Here is a 15,594-nt window from a genome sequence, read left to right on the forward strand (position 1 = left end):
TAGATTATGAACAGGAAATATCCTCACCTCACCCGCCCAATACGAATTGGTAACGTTTATTTTCGTAACCGTATGTTTGGTGCCCCCATGGGAGGAACCGACATCACTGCTGACTGCAATATTGGTCCAGCGTCCACAGCTTTTTACGAGTATCGGGCCAAAGGTGGCGTTGCAAATGTGACGGTCAGTGAGTTGGTGGTTCATCCTAAAACCGAAGGCTCACATATGTACCACCTGGACTTACAAACTCCAGGGTCGCTGGCAAGTTTCACTTACACCGCCGATGCGATTCGTCGCCATGGTGCAATTGCCAGCGTCGAGCTTTCACACTCAGGACAATACGCCGGAACTTATCTCACCGACAAAGATAAAAAAGATGGCCTATACCAGTGGGGACCTAGCGAAACGGTGCGCGCTGATGGCCGAGCAGTTCACCAACTAACCGAAGAGCTGATTTCTGAAATCGTAGCGGCTTATGGTGAAAAAGCAGCACTTGCGAAAAAAGCGGGATTTGAGATGGTCATGGTCCACGGTGGCCATGGCTGGCTCGTCAACCAGTTCTTATCCCCTTACTTTAATAAACGAACTGACCGTTATGGCGGCAGCTTAGAAAACCGTGTTCGTTTTGCCCAAGAAGTTCTCGACAGTGTGCGCAAAGCCGTTGGCCCTGGTTTCCCAATTGAATTTCGCTTAAGTGGTTCGGAGCTTTTTGATGGCGGATACGATTTAAACGAAGGGGTAGAAATTGCCAAACTGCTTGAAAGTCGCATCGACCTTTTGCATGTATCCGCGGGGACCTATCAACGCGGTTTTGGGGTCACTCACCCATCCATGTTCTTACCACACGGCAGCAACGTCTATCTAGCCGCTGAGATTAAAAAACATGTCAGTGTGCCAGTTGCGACCATTGGCGGATTAAACGATCCCGCGCAGATGGAAGAGATTATCGCATCAGGCAAAGCGGACATTGTTGAAATGGCTCGGGCACTTTTAGCCGACCCTGAACTGCCGAAAAAAGTGATGCTCAATCAGGACGATCACATCGTTCGCTGTTTACGTTGCTACACCTGTATGGCTGAGCGTGCCACAACTTCAACTCGCCGCTGCACTGTTAACCCGATCATTGGCCGAGAATTAGATGGCATGGAAATTTTGCCAGCAGCCCAGAGTAAAAAAGTACTGGTTGTCGGTGCAGGCCCGGGTGGACTTCGCGCAGCTCTGACCGCAGCCAAACGAGGCCATCAAGTAATTCTGTGCGAACAACACAATGAAGTGGGTGGCATTTTAGTTGGTGAACAAGCGATTTCATTTAAACAAGAGATGTATCAGCTGGGTATTACGCTTGGCAAATTATGCCAAGAAGCAGGCGTTGAAATCCGCCTCAATACTCGTGTTGATAAAGCATACGCCGATGCCGTTGGTGCCGATGTAATTATCATCGCTGTTGGCTCTGCGCCATTTGTGCCACCGATTAAAGGCATTGATGGTGACAACGTGATTCAAATCACCGACCTTCATCATCACAATCAAGATGAATTAGGCAATGACATCATCGTACTCGGTGGTGGCCTCGCTGGCTGTGAAGCGGCTATTCATCTGGCAAGAAAACATAAACATGTGAAACTTGTAGAGATGAATGATGAGCTCTCTCCTGATGCGAATATTCGTCATCGGCCGCTGCTTTTAGCTGAAATTGAGCGCCAGAAAATCGAAGTGCTTAAAGATCACAAAGCAGTTGAGATCTCAGCACACGGTATTCGTTGTGAAGATGAGCAAGGAAATGTAGTCGATTTAACTGGTGAGCAGATTATCTGCGCACTGGGCCAGCGCTCACGGCGTAGCGCAGTCGATGAGTTATGGGACAGCGCACCGCTCGTGTCCCAAATTGGTGATTGTGTGAAAGTCTCAACCATTACCACCGCTGTTTACCAAGGTCACCACGCTGCGATGGATATCTAACGCTTTTTAAACTTAATATGTTAAATCCGATATCAGCTTATGATGTCGGATTTTTTTATGTCTAAAACACAATACGGTTAGATGACTAAAACTGTCGCTGCATCAGTCACTTCAATTTATGTGTAAACCGAACATTCTGAGGGTGTTTATCCAAACTGATAATCCATGTATGATACCGCGCATTCAACAATGATGGACCGATAGATATTCACTCAATCTGGTGCTTTATTGTATAGATGAATATCAATCCGCACCGAACACGCACTTCTCAGTTCAAAATTTCACAACTTAATGAATTTAAAGATAGAGACACAATCTAGAATGAATCATTTAGCGAAACAGCTTTACCGCATGACCTGGCCGATGATCTTCGGCGTACTCGCACTGATGAGCTTCCAGCTGATAGACAGTGCTTTTATTGGTCAGCTTGGCGTTGTTCCGCTAGCGGTTCAAGGTTTTACCATGCCTGTGCAAATGGTGATGATTGGCTTACAAGTAGGGCTTGGGATTGCTACAACGGCTGTCATTGCCAAAGCATTAGGCGCCCATCAACAGCGTTATGCCAAGCAACTCGGAGCATTGATTGTCACCATGGGCGGCGCGGGAATGGCGCTGATTTGTGTGGTGATTTACTTTCTTCGAGGTGTGATTTTACCGCTCCTTGGAGCAGACCATTCGGTCGAAAGTATCGTCGATAGCTACTGGCTTTGGTGGCTTGGCAGTGTCTGGCTTAGCGCCTTTATCTATTTTCTCTACAGCGTGAGCCGAGCCAATGGGAACACGAAGTTACCCGGTCTGGTGATGGTATTAACCAGCTTATTAAATCTGGCATTAGATCCGCTGTTTATCTTCGTATTTCATCTGGGCATTAACGGCGCAGCCATCGCTACCATCATCGCTTTTGCGATTGGAATTGCCATTGTTGCTCCCAAAATATTGGCTCAACATTGGGTATTGTTTGATTGGCACGATCTAAATATCAAACGCAGTTTACTCGATATTTTACATATCATGGGCCCGGCTATGCTAAGCCAATTGATGCCATCAATATCGTCAATGCTGGCGACTAAATTGCTGGCCTCTTATGGCACTGCAGCGGTTGCCGCATGGGCACTAGGTGCTCGCTATGAGCTATTTTCTATTGTAGCAATTTTGGCGCTCACCATGTCGCTGCCACCATTTGTCTCGCGTTTGCTCGGACAACGTAAAATAGCAGATATCCGCGCTTTGGTTCATTGTGCCGTCATTTTCGTACTGGGATTTCAACTGCTGATAGCGCTGATCACTTTTGCCATCGCGCCGCTCTTAACTCAGGTGATGACAAGCGCTGAAACTGTCGCGCAGATTTTGCATAACTATCTGTTAATCGTGCCGTTTAGCTTTGGTTTGCTCGGCACCTGTATGATCATGGTGTCAGTTGCCAATGCTCTGGGTAAATCATATGTGGCGCTGATCATTTCGATACTGCGGTTGTTTGTCTTCTATCTGCCGTGTCTGTGGGTGGGCGCGTATCTGGGTGAGTTGTATGGAGCCTTTTTTGGCGCGCTGGTCGGTAATTTACTCGCAGGAATTGCAGCTTACGCTATCTACGTAAAAACGCTTAACAAGCTAACGCATTCCATCCCAGCGAATGCGGCGACCCAATAACGAAAAGGGCCGAATAAATCGGCCCTAACCACTATTTTTTCAATTTAAACTGCGCAATCAAAACGCTTAACTGTTCAGATGCTTCTGACAGACGATTTGACGATTCAGCACAGCGCTCTGAGTTATTGCTATTTTGCTGAGTGACCTCATCAATCTGATGGATCCCTTCGCTGACTTGATCAGAGCCTTGCGCCTGCTCATTGGCAGCAATGGCAATTTCATTGACCAAAGTGGCCGATTCACTGGCTTTGTCCACAATTGAATGCAACGACTGCGCCGTTTGCTGTGAAAGCTCAATCCCGCGCTGAGTGCGCAGCGCTGAGGCATCAATCAGTGAGGATGTCTGCTGCACTGCTTCGGCACTTCTTGCCGCGAGCTGGCGAACTTCATCCGCGACCACCGCAAAACCCCGGCCCTGCTCACCGGCACGAGCCGCTTCAATCGCAGCATTCAGGGCAAGCAAGTTGGTCTGTTCGGCTATCGATTCAATGGTGCGAATAATATCGTTGATATCTTTGCCTGAGCTTTCTATCTCTTGCATCGCTTGTTGCAGCTCATTCATCAACTCATTGCCCTGCGTGGCCGAGTCCATCGATTGTTGAGAGAGCTGGCTTGCTTTATCGGCATTGACCGAGCTTTGCCGCACTTGCTGGGCTATCTGGCTAATAGTTGCACTTATCTGCGTAACGGCAGCAGCCGATTCAGTCGCACCGCTGGCAAGGTCATGGCTAAGGTCAGCTACTTCCATAGCATTAGAGCCGATAAATTCAGAGCGCTGTTTAATTTCACCCACCAAACGGTTCAAATCACTCACCATCTGCGAAAGTGCTTTGCCGAGTTGATCGTGTTCAGATGCAAGCTCGACCGTCTGCGTTAGATCGCCCTGCGAGATTTTCTCAGCCACTATCACATGTTGCTGCAAGCTATCCGCCATATTATCTAAAGCTTCAGCAAGCTGGCCAATTTCATCATGGCTGTGGTAGTTAAGCCGCTGAGAAAAATCACCTTTGGAAATCGTTTTTGCCATCCTGACCGCACGCAAAATTGGCTGTGACAGACTCCGAGCCATCCAAATTAAAGCGCCCAAAGCCAAGATAGAAACAACCAAGCCAATAATAATCTGCCAGATCATATCGCTATCTGCAGCTTTGGCCATTTGCCCGCTTAGCTCAGTGACATTGGCTAAAACCACACTTCGATCCACACGAATAATAATCGCCCACAGGCTATCCGATGTTCCAAGAGTAATAGGAGAGAAAACTTCTATTTTCTTTTTATCGCTCTGGCTAAAAATGGCAACTTTGCCCGCTTTGACCGTGTCGAAAAAGCGCTGATATTGAGCTCCAAACAGCGCCTGCATTGACCCACCAATGGTCTCGGGTTTTTCACTATCGGCTATCACCAGCCCTTGACTGGTCACAATACTGACCTCGGCCTGGCCATTATAGAGTTTGGCAGCGACCTGTTTACTCAGTGACTGAATAAATTGCAGATTATAATCGGTACCGATGACCCCTAAGAATTTACCGTTAACCAAAACGGGTGCCGATAAAGTTGCCAGCCAAACATCTTTGCCTTGTACCACATAAGGAAGCGGCGCTGTCACAGCTGGTTTATGGGTAAGTTTGGGCTGAATATACCAACCCCCTTTGGCCACGCCATTTGGGTGTTTGGCATCGGAGTCATATTCAACCAAAGCCTGCACATTAATATTGCCTTGGCCATCACGCGTCCAATATGGCGTAAAACGACCCGTTTGCAGATTATTTCCCATCGAGTCATTGCGATTGTCACTATCTTTACCGTCAAAAGCATCTGGCTCCCAGGCACTATAAACGCCGTTGAGATCCGGATGCGCTTCTAGCAAATTGCGCAGTACATAGTTAAATTCTGCTCGTGAGAACTCTTGAGGCCCGGATTGCTCAAAGCTTTTGTCAGCCGACATCTCTTTGGCCATTGTTTGAGCAGTTAAAAGCCCTGGTTCTAAGCGCCGACTAATTGCATGTCCATAAGCAGTGGCTGTACTTTTAAGCTCATCTAGCGTACTTTTTTCAACCAACGTGCTCACCCGACTTGAAACCAGCTCTTGGGTTTTCACCGCTGAAAAAACACTGTAGCCAACGAGCAAACCTGCGGTTACTAACAGACACAATCCTGCGACAACCGCTATCTTTCCTTGAATAGATTTTAACTTCATCAATTGTTTCCTTACCCAACTAATCAATACGTCGATGTATCAATGACGAGCCTTAAAAAAAATATAGAACAAAGCTCAGATAACGCGCTGTCGAAACGCTTATTTTTGCTATTTTAGTGGTCAGAGGTGAAATTAAAGGATAAGTTTTTGATAACCGTAATAAATATATGATGAATATCACTTAATTATTTTTTAGTTAGCAAAGATAGCTGCCATTTATCAACAAAAATGAATGATTTCATAGATAATTTATAGGATAAGGTGATTTTATAGATAAGAAGTGTAATTAATTATATTTGATAATTTCACCCCTATTTTATAGGGATAATATAAAGCTAAGCGAGATTAAATTCATCAGTGGCGATGACTCATATTAAAAATTTAAATAAGGCTGCAATATAGCAGCCTAATGAGTTAAGCAAGCAGGGTGCAACAAAGTTCAGGATGCGTTTAAATGAACCCGAAGGGCAGCATCTGAGGCTGATTTATTCAGCGTTAAATGTTCTTTGTACAGAATCCAGCAAAACGTTTGTCTTGCCTATATCCGCCTCAGATGGCTGCAAAAATAATCACAAAAGGTCAACAGCCCTTAACCATTAAACAATTTTAGGTTGTCCATCAGATGCCGTTGCACCACCATCTACTGGCAGATTAACGCCGTTGATAAACGAAGCGTCATCACTGGCCAGAAAAGCCATTACCGCTGCAACTTCAGAAGGTTCTGCGGCACGCCCAAGAGCAATTCGTTCATTAAATTTGGCACGAACATCATCAGGCCAGCCATTGGTCATTTTAGTTTTAACCAAACTTGGACAAACAGCATTAATGCGAACGCCATCCAAGCCATGATCTAACGCCATTGCCCGAGTTAAGTTGACAACAGCACCTTTAGCGGCGCAATAAAATGCTGCTCCCCAGTCGCCACCTAGCCCAGAAACAGACGCAGTATTGACGATACAACCTTTGGTTTTAATTAGTTCAGGCAGCGCAAATTTAGCGCAATAAACAACGCCATCAATATCGACTGCTCGGATTTTCTGCCAATCCTCAACACTGCAATCAACAACGCTACCAGGGACATGAACACCGGCATTATTAATCAGTACATCTAACTTACCAAATTCGCTGACTGCTTTTTTGACCAAATCCTGAACCTGTTTAGGATCAGAAATATCAACAAGTTGGACACAAATTCGTGATGGTTCGAATTGTTTTGCAGTATTTAGCAGACGTTTTTCATCCAGATCAGCTAATACCAGATTCGCACCTTCATCATAAAAACGTTTCGCTGCCGCAGCACCAATACCATCCGCAGAACCGGTAATTAAAACAACTTTATCTTTAATTCCTTTCATCATATATCCTTTATTTGCTCAAAATGAATTAAATATAAAACCTATTATTTAGGCTAGATTTGAAATTTTATTATTGTATAAATGCTACGCCCCGAAGTCATGATGAGATTGATTTATATCAATTTTTTCATGCAGTTATAAAACAAATAAAGTATTTATTATATAAACTACTTTTAATGCGATTAATGAAGGTATAAGGTTATAAACTAATAGAATGCGGCTTTTAATATAAACAACCCTGCCGTTTTAAATAATGATTTTAATTTCAAAAAAATGAAATAGAGTTAACATTATTTATATAGACAAAAGGATATTTTGCACTAAATCAAATCATGTTATTTCTAAAAGCTATTTAATTATTAGATGTAACGTCGTAAAAATTAATCCTGAATCTGTTGGATCCACTCATCTAGGCAAGGGAGTTTTAGTCCTGAAAAAATCAACTGAATGGTTGAATATTCTTCGGCACTTATGAGCTCGTCATCACACTCACTTTCTATCACGAACTGCAGTTGCTCTTTCATCAATTGTTGATAGTTATAACGCTTCTCGACAGCACCGTTCTCTAAGTAAAACAAGATGAAATCGTCATGTTCAATATCATAGGCGTAATTAATATCGCCATCATGTGATGCCCATAGCGGGATAACATTGCCCAATTTATAAGCGGACTGCTCATTGGCTGACATGTAATAAAGCGGTGAACAAGCAAAATAGAGATCGACCGGGTCGACAACCTTCTCATGAATGACCTCAATGAAAAACTGTGCTAAACCGTGCTCAATAATCAGCTTAGATGCCTGATCTCGTGTTAAAGGATTCATAATCACCTATTACTCGCGTTAAATAGATAGGTAACTATAACTATATTATGCAGCTTATCAATTCATTATAAAGAAATCATTGACTCTGTCTGATTTGCTGACAGTTCCATAATACGGGTAGCTTGTGCCAATGAGAGACAAAAAAAGCTAATGAAAACTCATTAGCTTTATCTTGTTGTTTCACGCATCTATCTAATCGAGCAACTAAATACTTTTAATGGAACCACCATCGACTCGCACTTTAGAGCCCGTGATATAGGCCGCCTGTTGACTACAGAGAAACGTGACCACATCTGCAAATTCCGAAGGTTTGCCATAACGCCCAGCTGGAATCGTCGCTTTAGATGCACTGCTGATTTGCTCAACAGTTTTGCCCTGACGCTCAGCTGCTGCGGCATCAAGCTGGTCTACCCTTTGGGTATGAATGCGCCCCGGCAGAACACAATTGACGCAAATGCCATCTTTTGCAACTTCCAGTGATAAAGATTTGGCCCAGCCCACCACAGCAGAGCGAATACCGTTAGACAACGCTAAATGAGCAATAGGCTGCTCCACTCCTGAGGACGTAATGTATACCACTCGGCCCCACTGATTGCGCTGCATATGAGGCAAACAGCGTTGAGTAATCAAAAACAGGTTCGCCGCCATCATTTCAAAATGAGAGAGCCAATCGGAATGTTTACTCTGTGATGCTGTTGCCGGAGGTGGTCCACCACAGTTGCCAATTAAAACATCAACGCCGCCTGATTTTTCAATTTCAGCCAGAGCCGATTCAATTGAATCAAGACTCGCTAAATCCAGTTGCAGAGGAATTAATTGGCCTCGATGAGATTCAGGCAACTCGTTAATAGTTGAGAGCAACGCATCAACGTTTCTAACGCCTGCATACACAGTGACACCTTCAGCTAATAAAGAACGGGCAATTGCATTGCCAAGTCCTCGACTGGCACCAATCACAAGCGCTCGTTTATGACTAAGAGCTAAATCCATAGTTAATTCATTTCCTCTAATTTTTTAGTTTGCCGTTGCATCAAATAGTCAATTTCAGCCTTAGCTTGTGCTGTTAATTCAGAGAATGGATGACGCATGGTTGGTGTTGCTATCACGCCGCGCTGAAATAAGATCCACTTGCGAATAGCCAAACCCAGCCCAGGCTGTTGCTCATAGCGCACCAGTGGCAAATAGGCATCAAATAGATCTTGCGCTCGGTAGCGTTGACCATCGATACAAGCTTGATAAACATCGACCATCATTTCGGGAAAACCAAACCCAGTCATTGCGCCATTGGCACCACGGCCCATCTCTTCAGGAAGGAACAATCCGCCATTGCCACACAAAATTGAGATAGGACGACATTGCTCACGGATATAACTAATTTTTTCAAGACCAGGCCAGTCCTCATGTTTAAGCATGACGCAGGTTGGGATCTGATTAATGATCTCAGCGAGTACCTGCTGGCTAATCTGAACGTTGGTTGATAGCGGGAAATCTTGCAACACAAAGGGGATATCACCGAGCTCATCAGCAACATTTTGATAGTATCGTAAGATCTGCTCGTTGGTTCTTAATGTCGATGGTGGCGCAACCATCACCGCACTTGCACCAAGAGCCATCACATTGCGAGCCAACTCGCCCATCGGCGCAAGCCCAGGGGATGAAACCCCAACAACAATTGGAATGCGCCCAGCGACTTGCCGGCTTACCAGTGCGACAACATGCGCTGCTTCATCGGCTGTTAATTTGGGCGCCTCTCCCATCATTCCCAACAGCGTGATGCCTGTAACACCGACTTTGAGATAGAAATCGACAAGCTGCGCTAGGCTTTGCTCATCAATTTTGCCTTGGGTTGTAAACGGAGTTACAGCGATGACAAAGACGCCTTGGCTTTGTTCATCGACCTTTAATTTATTTGGTATCATGATGCATACAGCTCCATCACATTTTGTTTCTCAAATCCGAACCGGATTGACTCACCAGGTTTAACAGATACGGCGTTATTGGCACAAAATGCGGACACTTCCGTACCATCCACATCCATCAGCAAACGGTAATTACTGCCGGTAAAAATAAGGCTCTTAACCGTTGCATCAAATTTGTAACCAGCCGCATCATCGAGCATCGGCTCCAGTACGATGTTTTCTGGTCGCACAGCTAAGGTTTCCTCGCCATGGGGGATAAAATTGCACTCCCCTAAAAAATCGGCGACAAAGCTATTGGACGGACTCAGATATAACTCTTCGGGAGTTCCGAACTGCTCAATTTTGCCGCGATGCATCAGGGCAATTTTATCGGAGAGAAACAGCGCTTCTTCTTGGTCATGCGTTACATAGATAACCGTAATACCGGTTTTTTGATGTAACTCCTTAAGCTGAAACTGAATCGATTTGCGCAGGTTCTTATCCAATGCGCCCAATGGTTCATCCATCAGCAAAATGTCAGGCTCAATCACCAAGGCTCTGGCCAAAGCGACGCGTTGCTGCTGTCCTCCAGACAATGCCGAAGGTAAGCGCGACTGGTAATCGCTCAGCTCAACTAAAGCCAATGCAGATTGCACTTTTCGAGCAATTTCCACTTTGCTGAACTTGCGCATTTCTAAACCAAAGGCCACATTTTCAAGCACCGTCATATGTGGAAACAGCGCATAGTTTTGAAAAACCATGCCGATATTACGTTTGGCAATCGAAACTGGTTCAATATCTTTGCCATCGACCAAGATGGTGCCACTGTCGCTCTGCTCAAAACCGGCCAAGCATTTGAGCAAAGTACTTTTACCAGAGCCCGAGGCGCCAAGTAGGGTGCAAAACTCCCCCGGATTAATATTCAAATTAATCGAAGCCAGTGCTTCCACCGCATCATATTTTTTCTTGAGATGACGAATCACCACAGGTTTTCCAATCATTTCACCCATGTCTATTCCTCCCTGAAATCAGCATATTTACGACAAGTACAACGATGGTCACGAGAATAATCACTCCTGATGCAGCGATGATGGTTGGATCAATTTCATGGGCGACCCCTTCATACATCAGCTTTGGCAAAGTTCTGGAGCGAACATTTGTCATAAACAAAGCAACAACGAGATCATCAAATGAGGTGATAAAGGCAAATACCGCGCCGCCAATAATTCCTGGCACAATCGAAGGCAACAGCACTCGGCGAGAAAAGGTCCACCACGATGCACCTAGCCCACGCGCTGCGTACTCCAAATTGCGGTCAAAGCTGACCAACGATGCTCTCACCGTGATAAACACATAAGGTGAGGCCAAAATGGTGTGGCCAATAACCAATCCCCAGATCGTGCTGACTAATCCATAAGGAACCAGAAAGTAGTACAGTCCAATAGAGAGAATGATAATCGGCACGACCATCGGCAGAATAAACAGCGTTTCTAGGAACTTACGAGCGCCACGTTGCACGCGGAAAATCCCCACCGCCGCCAAGGTGCCAATCAGTGTGGCAAACACAACCGTTACCAAAGCAACTTTGATGGACTCAAAGAGAGCTTTCATCCACTTGGAGGCTTCAAAAAAGTTCTGATACCAGTGAAAGCCCAAATGGGTGGGAGGGAAAGTCAAAAACGGAGACGATCCCATACTCATTGGAAAAACAATCACCACCGGAGCAATTAGAAATATGCCAATCGGAATGGTACTCCAGAGCGCTAATTTACCGCCAAACGAGCGTTTGTCCCCGATATGAAAGCTTTCTTGTGATTTGCTACCACTGCCAGTCATCAATCTCTCGAGGCCGAAACAGCGCTGAAATAGGACAAACAAACTGATGACAATCGCCAGCAGCATGACAGACAACGCTGCGGCAAAGCCCCAGTTCAACTCTTGCGTGATATTGTCCACAATTAGCTGCGCAATCATGGTCTGCTTCACGCCGCCCATCAGCGCTGGCGTAATGTAATAGCCCACTGAATTCATAAACACAATTAAGCCACCAGCAAGTACCCCTGAAGAGGTGAGCGGTAGAATAATTTTGCGAAAGATAGTCAGTGGCGATGCGCCCAAACCTTGCGCGGCTCGAATCACCGAAGTATCTAGTGAGCGAAACGACGCATACAACGGCAGCACAACAAATGGCATCAGCACATGAGTCATGCCAATCAGCACCCCAGAGAGATTGTAAACAAAGTCGATGGGATGGCTGATAAAGCCCGTCTCAGTGAGCAACGTATTAAGCACACCATTTCGCTGCAGCAAAATGATCCAAGCCGTGGTGCGAACCAGCGAACTGGTCCAGAACGGCAAGAGGATCACAATAAACAGCAGTTTGCGAGTTCGCCCAGAAACCGTCGCCATCGTATAGGCGATTGGATAACTAAGAACGACACACAAAACCGTCACCATCAGTGAAATACTCAACGTATTGAGCATCACATCCCGATAGACTGAAACGCGAAAGATGCGAGCAAAATGACTCAAGGTGAAATGCCCATCACCAAACGCATTCATCAACAATCCGCAAACGGGATAGAGGAAAAAGACAACCAAAAATAGCAGTAGCGGTAAGATTAACAGCCACCCATTGCGGTTTTTCCCCATCGATAACGGCCAAAATCGGACTAATTTAAGTTCGCGACTGGAGGCCATCATAAGCTGCTCACAAACAGTTGCCGCGAGAAATTCGTCAGGCGTTCATAACCCTGTTCAGTGATAACAATGCTCTCTGACATCCCAAACCCTTTGGCCAAAATATAGGTGTGGAAGGTCATGCCCACTTCAAAACACCAGTCAGAACACGGTTCAGCCTGCAACGATTCGCCGCCATTAGGTTGCAGCAATAACCCAATGGAATAAAAGGTTTTATTGGAATAGTGATCCCTTAGACCTTGACTTAATGCACCATCACGATAGATGGCATCCGGAATCGTTGCCTTTACACCGGGGCGAACTTCGGCCAAAGCTTGGTTTTGAATCTCGATCAATTGCTCTACAGTGCGCAAATCTTCATCACTAGCGTGCTGCACTTTAATCGGCCGCATAAACCGCGCGTGATAATGTTTAACATTCGGAGTGACCTCGAGCTGGACGATATCCCCAGCTTGCAATACGCGATCTGAGTAACCTCCGTGCAAATGAAAAGCTCGCTCGCCAGAAGAAAGCACGCCAGGGCCTGGCAAATCACTACCGGCTTTGATCATTGCCGAACAGATCTCAGCGGCTAATTCGCGTTCGGTGACGCCAACACCGGTATTTTTAATGCCCGCATACATCCCTGCTTCGGCAGTTTTGGCCGCAGCGCGCATCAGGTCGATTTCAGCGGCTGATTTAATAAATCGCTGGCGCTCTAAAATACCACTGAAGTCACACCAGTTAAGAGCGGGTAACTGCTGTTCAATCGCGTGGAAACGACCATAACTTAGTGACCACGCCAACATATCGATACCAATATTGCCTTTATCCCCGACCACTTCTTTGATAGCCGCAATCGCAACCGATACTGGATTATCAGAATCGCTCCATAGCGCCCGGCGTTTATATATCGAGGTGGCATCAACATAAAAAGATTCCACATCACGGCATACCAGCATCGGCTCGCCTTCAAGTGGAATAATCACACACTGAAACGAGCTATATCCGCGAGTGAAGAAGCCTGTCAGGTAGGTTACCGTTTCTGGCAAAAATGCGATTAATGCCTGGCAGTTATGTTCAGCTAATTGGGAACGCACATGGGCTACTCGCGCTTCATATTCGTTGACGCTAAACCAAGGTTCGTAGATCATCATAATTATCCCCTTATCCTTGAATCAGCTTCAGATAGCGTTCAGTCACAGATTTACTGTGTTCACTCCACCATTTAGTGTCGATAAACACAGCATTCTTCATATGTTTTGGCGCTGATGGCAGGCGAGATGCACGTTTCTCATCGATATAATCCCATGCGCCATTGGTCACTGGACCATAAGAAACATATTCACTTAAACGAGCATTATTTTTTGCTTTAGCGACATAATTGAAAAATTTCAGAGCTTCGGCTTTATCCGGTGCACCTTTAGGGATCATCATATAACCGACCTGAGGGACTTGATTGGCCCACGACATTTTAATCGGCAACCCGTTATCGATACCGTTTTGAAAACGACCATTGGAACCAAAGGCCATCACCACTTCACCAGAACCAAGCATCTGTACCGGTTGGGCACTGCTAGACCAAAAAACAGAGACATAAGGCAACAGCTCTTTCACCTTGTTAAAGGCGCGATCGAGCCCTTTTTTAGTCGATAAAACATCGTAAACTTTATTCACAGGTACGCCGTCAGCCATTAGCGCCGCTTCGAGTACAGTTTCAGGTTTATTCGGTAAAGTACGTTTGCCTGGGAATTTTTTCACATTCCAAAAATCAGCAAAGGTGACAGGGTGTGGTTTACCTTTAGGAAATGCTTTTGTTGAGTAGGCAACAAGGTTGCTGTAAATCTCTGAGGGAATACCATAATCAGAACGGGCTGGTTTCATGATGTCGGATTCATCCACCATGTCCGGAGTGATTTTTTCAAACAGCCCCATTTTTTCACCGCGGATCATACCGACACCGCCGCCACTGACCACATCCCAAACCATCGAGTTGGTATCTTCCATCGCTTTGATTTTGGCAATTTGCGGATCAGTATCTTCGGTGATCTCAATACCAGTTTCTTTGGAAAAAGGGGTTAACCAGGCATGGCGAATCGCATCCTGATATGCGCCGCCCCAGCTAGAAAAAACCAATTCACCAGCAAATGCAGATGAACTCATGGCCATTGTTAACAGTAACAGGCTCCATTTCTTCATTAGGTGATTCCTTATATTTATTTAAAATATCAATTGCGATGTCACAAAAGCTTTAAAGCCACAATGCGACACAAACAGTTAAGCCAGACAAACGTCGGCGAAATTCTTAAGTAGCGTTTTTGCTTCGGGCGCATCATGAGCATCACGTTTAAGCGCCTCGATATCTGCACCATCAGTGGTGAGTCGTTCACGGTTGATTTCAAACCATTGCAATGCCTGTTCTCGGCTAATTTCAGGGTGTCCTTGGATGCCCCAAATTTTTTGGTCGCGAAAACGCCATATGTGATTGGCGCAGACATCGCTGTCAGCGAGTATGACCATATCCGGATGTCCCGCTTTCACTTCATCGTTATGCCAAACGAACATGGACACGCTGCTTGTGAGATCCTTGGCGATGAGATCCTGTTTGCAGGCCGCCGTAGTTGGCAGCGCCTTATAAGCCACCTCACAAGGAGTGCGAATAAAGACCTGATCACGACCACACAGTGCAGATGCTAAAATCTGGCTGCCGAAACAGACGCCGAGCATAGGAATATCTTGGCTCGCCGCATCAGCTAAAAACGTATGCAGATGATTGATAAACGGAATATCTTCGTATGCCCCATGCGGGCTACCGGAGATAAAAATGCCGCTATATTGACTGAGTGATTCGGGGAACTGATTTTGGTAGGCCCAATAATGATCCACCGCCAATCCATAGCTCTCAAATCGCTGTTCTAGATGAGAGACACCGTGCTCTTGTGTTCCACACTGCAAAAACAGCAGGGATTTCTTTTCCATAGATTCCTCTTTCATGATGATGACCGCAGAGCTTAAAAAGCTCGCCATTTATAAAT

The 15,594-nt window shown here is 45.6% G+C and carries 12 protein-coding genes; 2 read left to right on the forward strand and 10 right to left on the reverse strand.

The window, feature by feature from the left end; translation table 11 throughout:
* The first annotated feature begins 6 nt into the window (after positions 1-6).
* A complete protein-coding gene (locus ABTQ23_RS07605) occupies positions 7-1,959 on the forward strand; it encodes an oxidoreductase (protein ID WP_408615087.1) in 1,953 nt (650 codons plus the stop codon).
* A gap of 291 nt (positions 1,960-2,250) precedes the next feature.
* Positions 2,251-3,606 carry an MATE family efflux transporter gene (locus tag ABTQ23_RS07610; protein ID WP_408615088.1) on the forward strand — a complete coding sequence of 452 codons (1,356 nt, stop codon included), beginning with the start codon at positions 2,251-2,253 and terminating at the stop codon, positions 3,604-3,606.
* A gap of 31 nt (positions 3,607-3,637) precedes the next feature.
* Here the strand turns inward: ABTQ23_RS07610 and ABTQ23_RS07615 are convergent, their stop codons facing one another.
* From ABTQ23_RS07615 to ABTQ23_RS07660, 10 genes are all read right to left on the reverse strand, one after another.
* Positions 3,638-5,803, reverse strand: a complete 2,166-nt coding sequence (locus tag ABTQ23_RS07615) for a methyl-accepting chemotaxis protein (protein ID WP_408615089.1) — start codon at positions 5,801-5,803, stop codon at positions 3,638-3,640.
* A gap of 596 nt (positions 5,804-6,399) precedes the next feature.
* Positions 6,400-7,158: a meso-2,3-butanediol dehydrogenase gene (budC, locus tag ABTQ23_RS07620; RefSeq protein ID WP_408615270.1), complete on the reverse strand. Its 759-nt coding sequence runs from the start codon at positions 7,156-7,158 to the stop codon at positions 6,400-6,402.
* Between the two features lie 380 nt (positions 7,159-7,538).
* A complete protein-coding gene (locus tag ABTQ23_RS07625; RefSeq protein ID WP_408615090.1) occupies positions 7,539-7,982 on the reverse strand; it encodes a hypothetical protein in 444 nt (147 codons plus the stop codon).
* Between the two features lie 204 nt (positions 7,983-8,186).
* Positions 8,187-8,972, reverse strand: coding sequence for an SDR family oxidoreductase (locus tag ABTQ23_RS07630; protein WP_408615091.1), 786 nt, complete (start codon positions 8,970-8,972; stop codon positions 8,187-8,189).
* Between the two features lie 2 nt (positions 8,973-8,974).
* Positions 8,975-9,901, reverse strand: a complete 927-nt coding sequence (locus ABTQ23_RS07635; protein ID WP_408615092.1) for a dihydrodipicolinate synthase family protein — start codon at positions 9,899-9,901, stop codon at positions 8,975-8,977.
* Positions 9,898-10,890: an ABC transporter ATP-binding protein gene (locus ABTQ23_RS07640; protein ID WP_408615093.1), complete on the reverse strand. Its 993-nt coding sequence runs from the start codon at positions 10,888-10,890 to the stop codon at positions 9,898-9,900. Before ABTQ23_RS07640 ends, ABTQ23_RS07635 begins: the two co-directional genes overlap by 4 nt.
* Entirely contained in the window at positions 10,883-12,583 is a 1,701-nt protein-coding gene (locus ABTQ23_RS07645) for an ABC transporter permease subunit (RefSeq protein ID WP_408615095.1), read from the reverse strand. Before ABTQ23_RS07645 ends, ABTQ23_RS07640 begins: the two co-directional genes overlap by 8 nt.
* On the reverse strand, positions 12,580-13,716 hold the full coding sequence (locus ABTQ23_RS07650; protein ID WP_408615096.1) for a M24 family metallopeptidase: 1,137 nt from the start codon (positions 13,714-13,716) through the stop codon (positions 12,580-12,582). The genes ABTQ23_RS07645 and ABTQ23_RS07650 overlap by 4 nt, the downstream gene beginning before the upstream one ends.
* A 10-nt stretch (positions 13,717-13,726) precedes the next feature.
* Entirely contained in the window at positions 13,727-14,758 is a 1,032-nt protein-coding gene (locus ABTQ23_RS07655; RefSeq protein ID WP_408615097.1) for an ABC transporter substrate-binding protein, read from the reverse strand.
* A gap of 78 nt (positions 14,759-14,836) precedes the next feature.
* A complete protein-coding gene (locus ABTQ23_RS07660) occupies positions 14,837-15,538 on the reverse strand; it encodes a type 1 glutamine amidotransferase (protein WP_408615098.1) in 702 nt (233 codons plus the stop codon).
* Between the last annotated feature and the right edge of the window lie 56 nt (positions 15,539-15,594).

This window comes from Celerinatantimonas sediminis, from assembly GCF_046054195.1.
Classification (GTDB): Bacteria; Pseudomonadota; Gammaproteobacteria; order Enterobacterales; family Celerinatantimonadaceae; genus Celerinatantimonas.

Bases quoted from the DNA above. Each gene is read 5' to 3' on its own strand.
- ABTQ23_RS07645 (WP_408615095.1), bottom strand. From the start codon at position 12,583: ATGATGGCCTCCAGTCGCGAACTTAAATTAGTCCGATTTTGGCCGTTA.
- ABTQ23_RS07635 (WP_408615092.1), bottom strand. From the start codon at position 9,901: ATGATACCAAATAAATTAAAGGTCGATGAACAAAGCCAAGGCGTCTTT.
- ABTQ23_RS07610 (WP_408615088.1), top strand. From the start codon at position 2,251: ATGAATTTAAAGATAGAGACACAATCTAGAATGAATCATTTAGCGAAA.
- ABTQ23_RS07630 (WP_408615091.1), bottom strand. From the start codon at position 8,972: ATGGATTTAGCTCTTAGTCATAAACGAGCGCTTGTGATTGGTGCCAGT.
- ABTQ23_RS07625 (WP_408615090.1), bottom strand. From the start codon at position 7,982: ATGAATCCTTTAACACGAGATCAGGCATCTAAGCTGATTATTGAGCAC.
- ABTQ23_RS07640 (WP_408615093.1), bottom strand. From the start codon at position 10,890: ATGGGTGAAATGATTGGAAAACCTGTGGTGATTCGTCATCTCAAGAAA.
- ABTQ23_RS07660 (WP_408615098.1), bottom strand. From the start codon at position 15,538: ATGGAAAAGAAATCCCTGCTGTTTTTGCAGTGTGGAACACAAGAGCAC.
- ABTQ23_RS07650 (WP_408615096.1), bottom strand. From the start codon at position 13,716: ATGATGATCTACGAACCTTGGTTTAGCGTCAACGAATATGAAGCGCGA.
- ABTQ23_RS07615 (WP_408615089.1), bottom strand. From the start codon at position 5,803: ATGAAGTTAAAATCTATTCAAGGAAAGATAGCGGTTGTCGCAGGATTG.
- ABTQ23_RS07655 (WP_408615097.1), bottom strand. From the start codon at position 14,758: ATGAAGAAATGGAGCCTGTTACTGTTAACAATGGCCATGAGTTCATCT.
- budC (WP_408615270.1), bottom strand. From the start codon at position 7,158: ATGAAAGGAATTAAAGATAAAGTTGTTTTAATTACCGGTTCTGCGGAT.
- ABTQ23_RS07605 (WP_408615087.1), top strand. From the start codon at position 7: ATGAACAGGAAATATCCTCACCTCACCCGCCCAATACGAATTGGTAAC.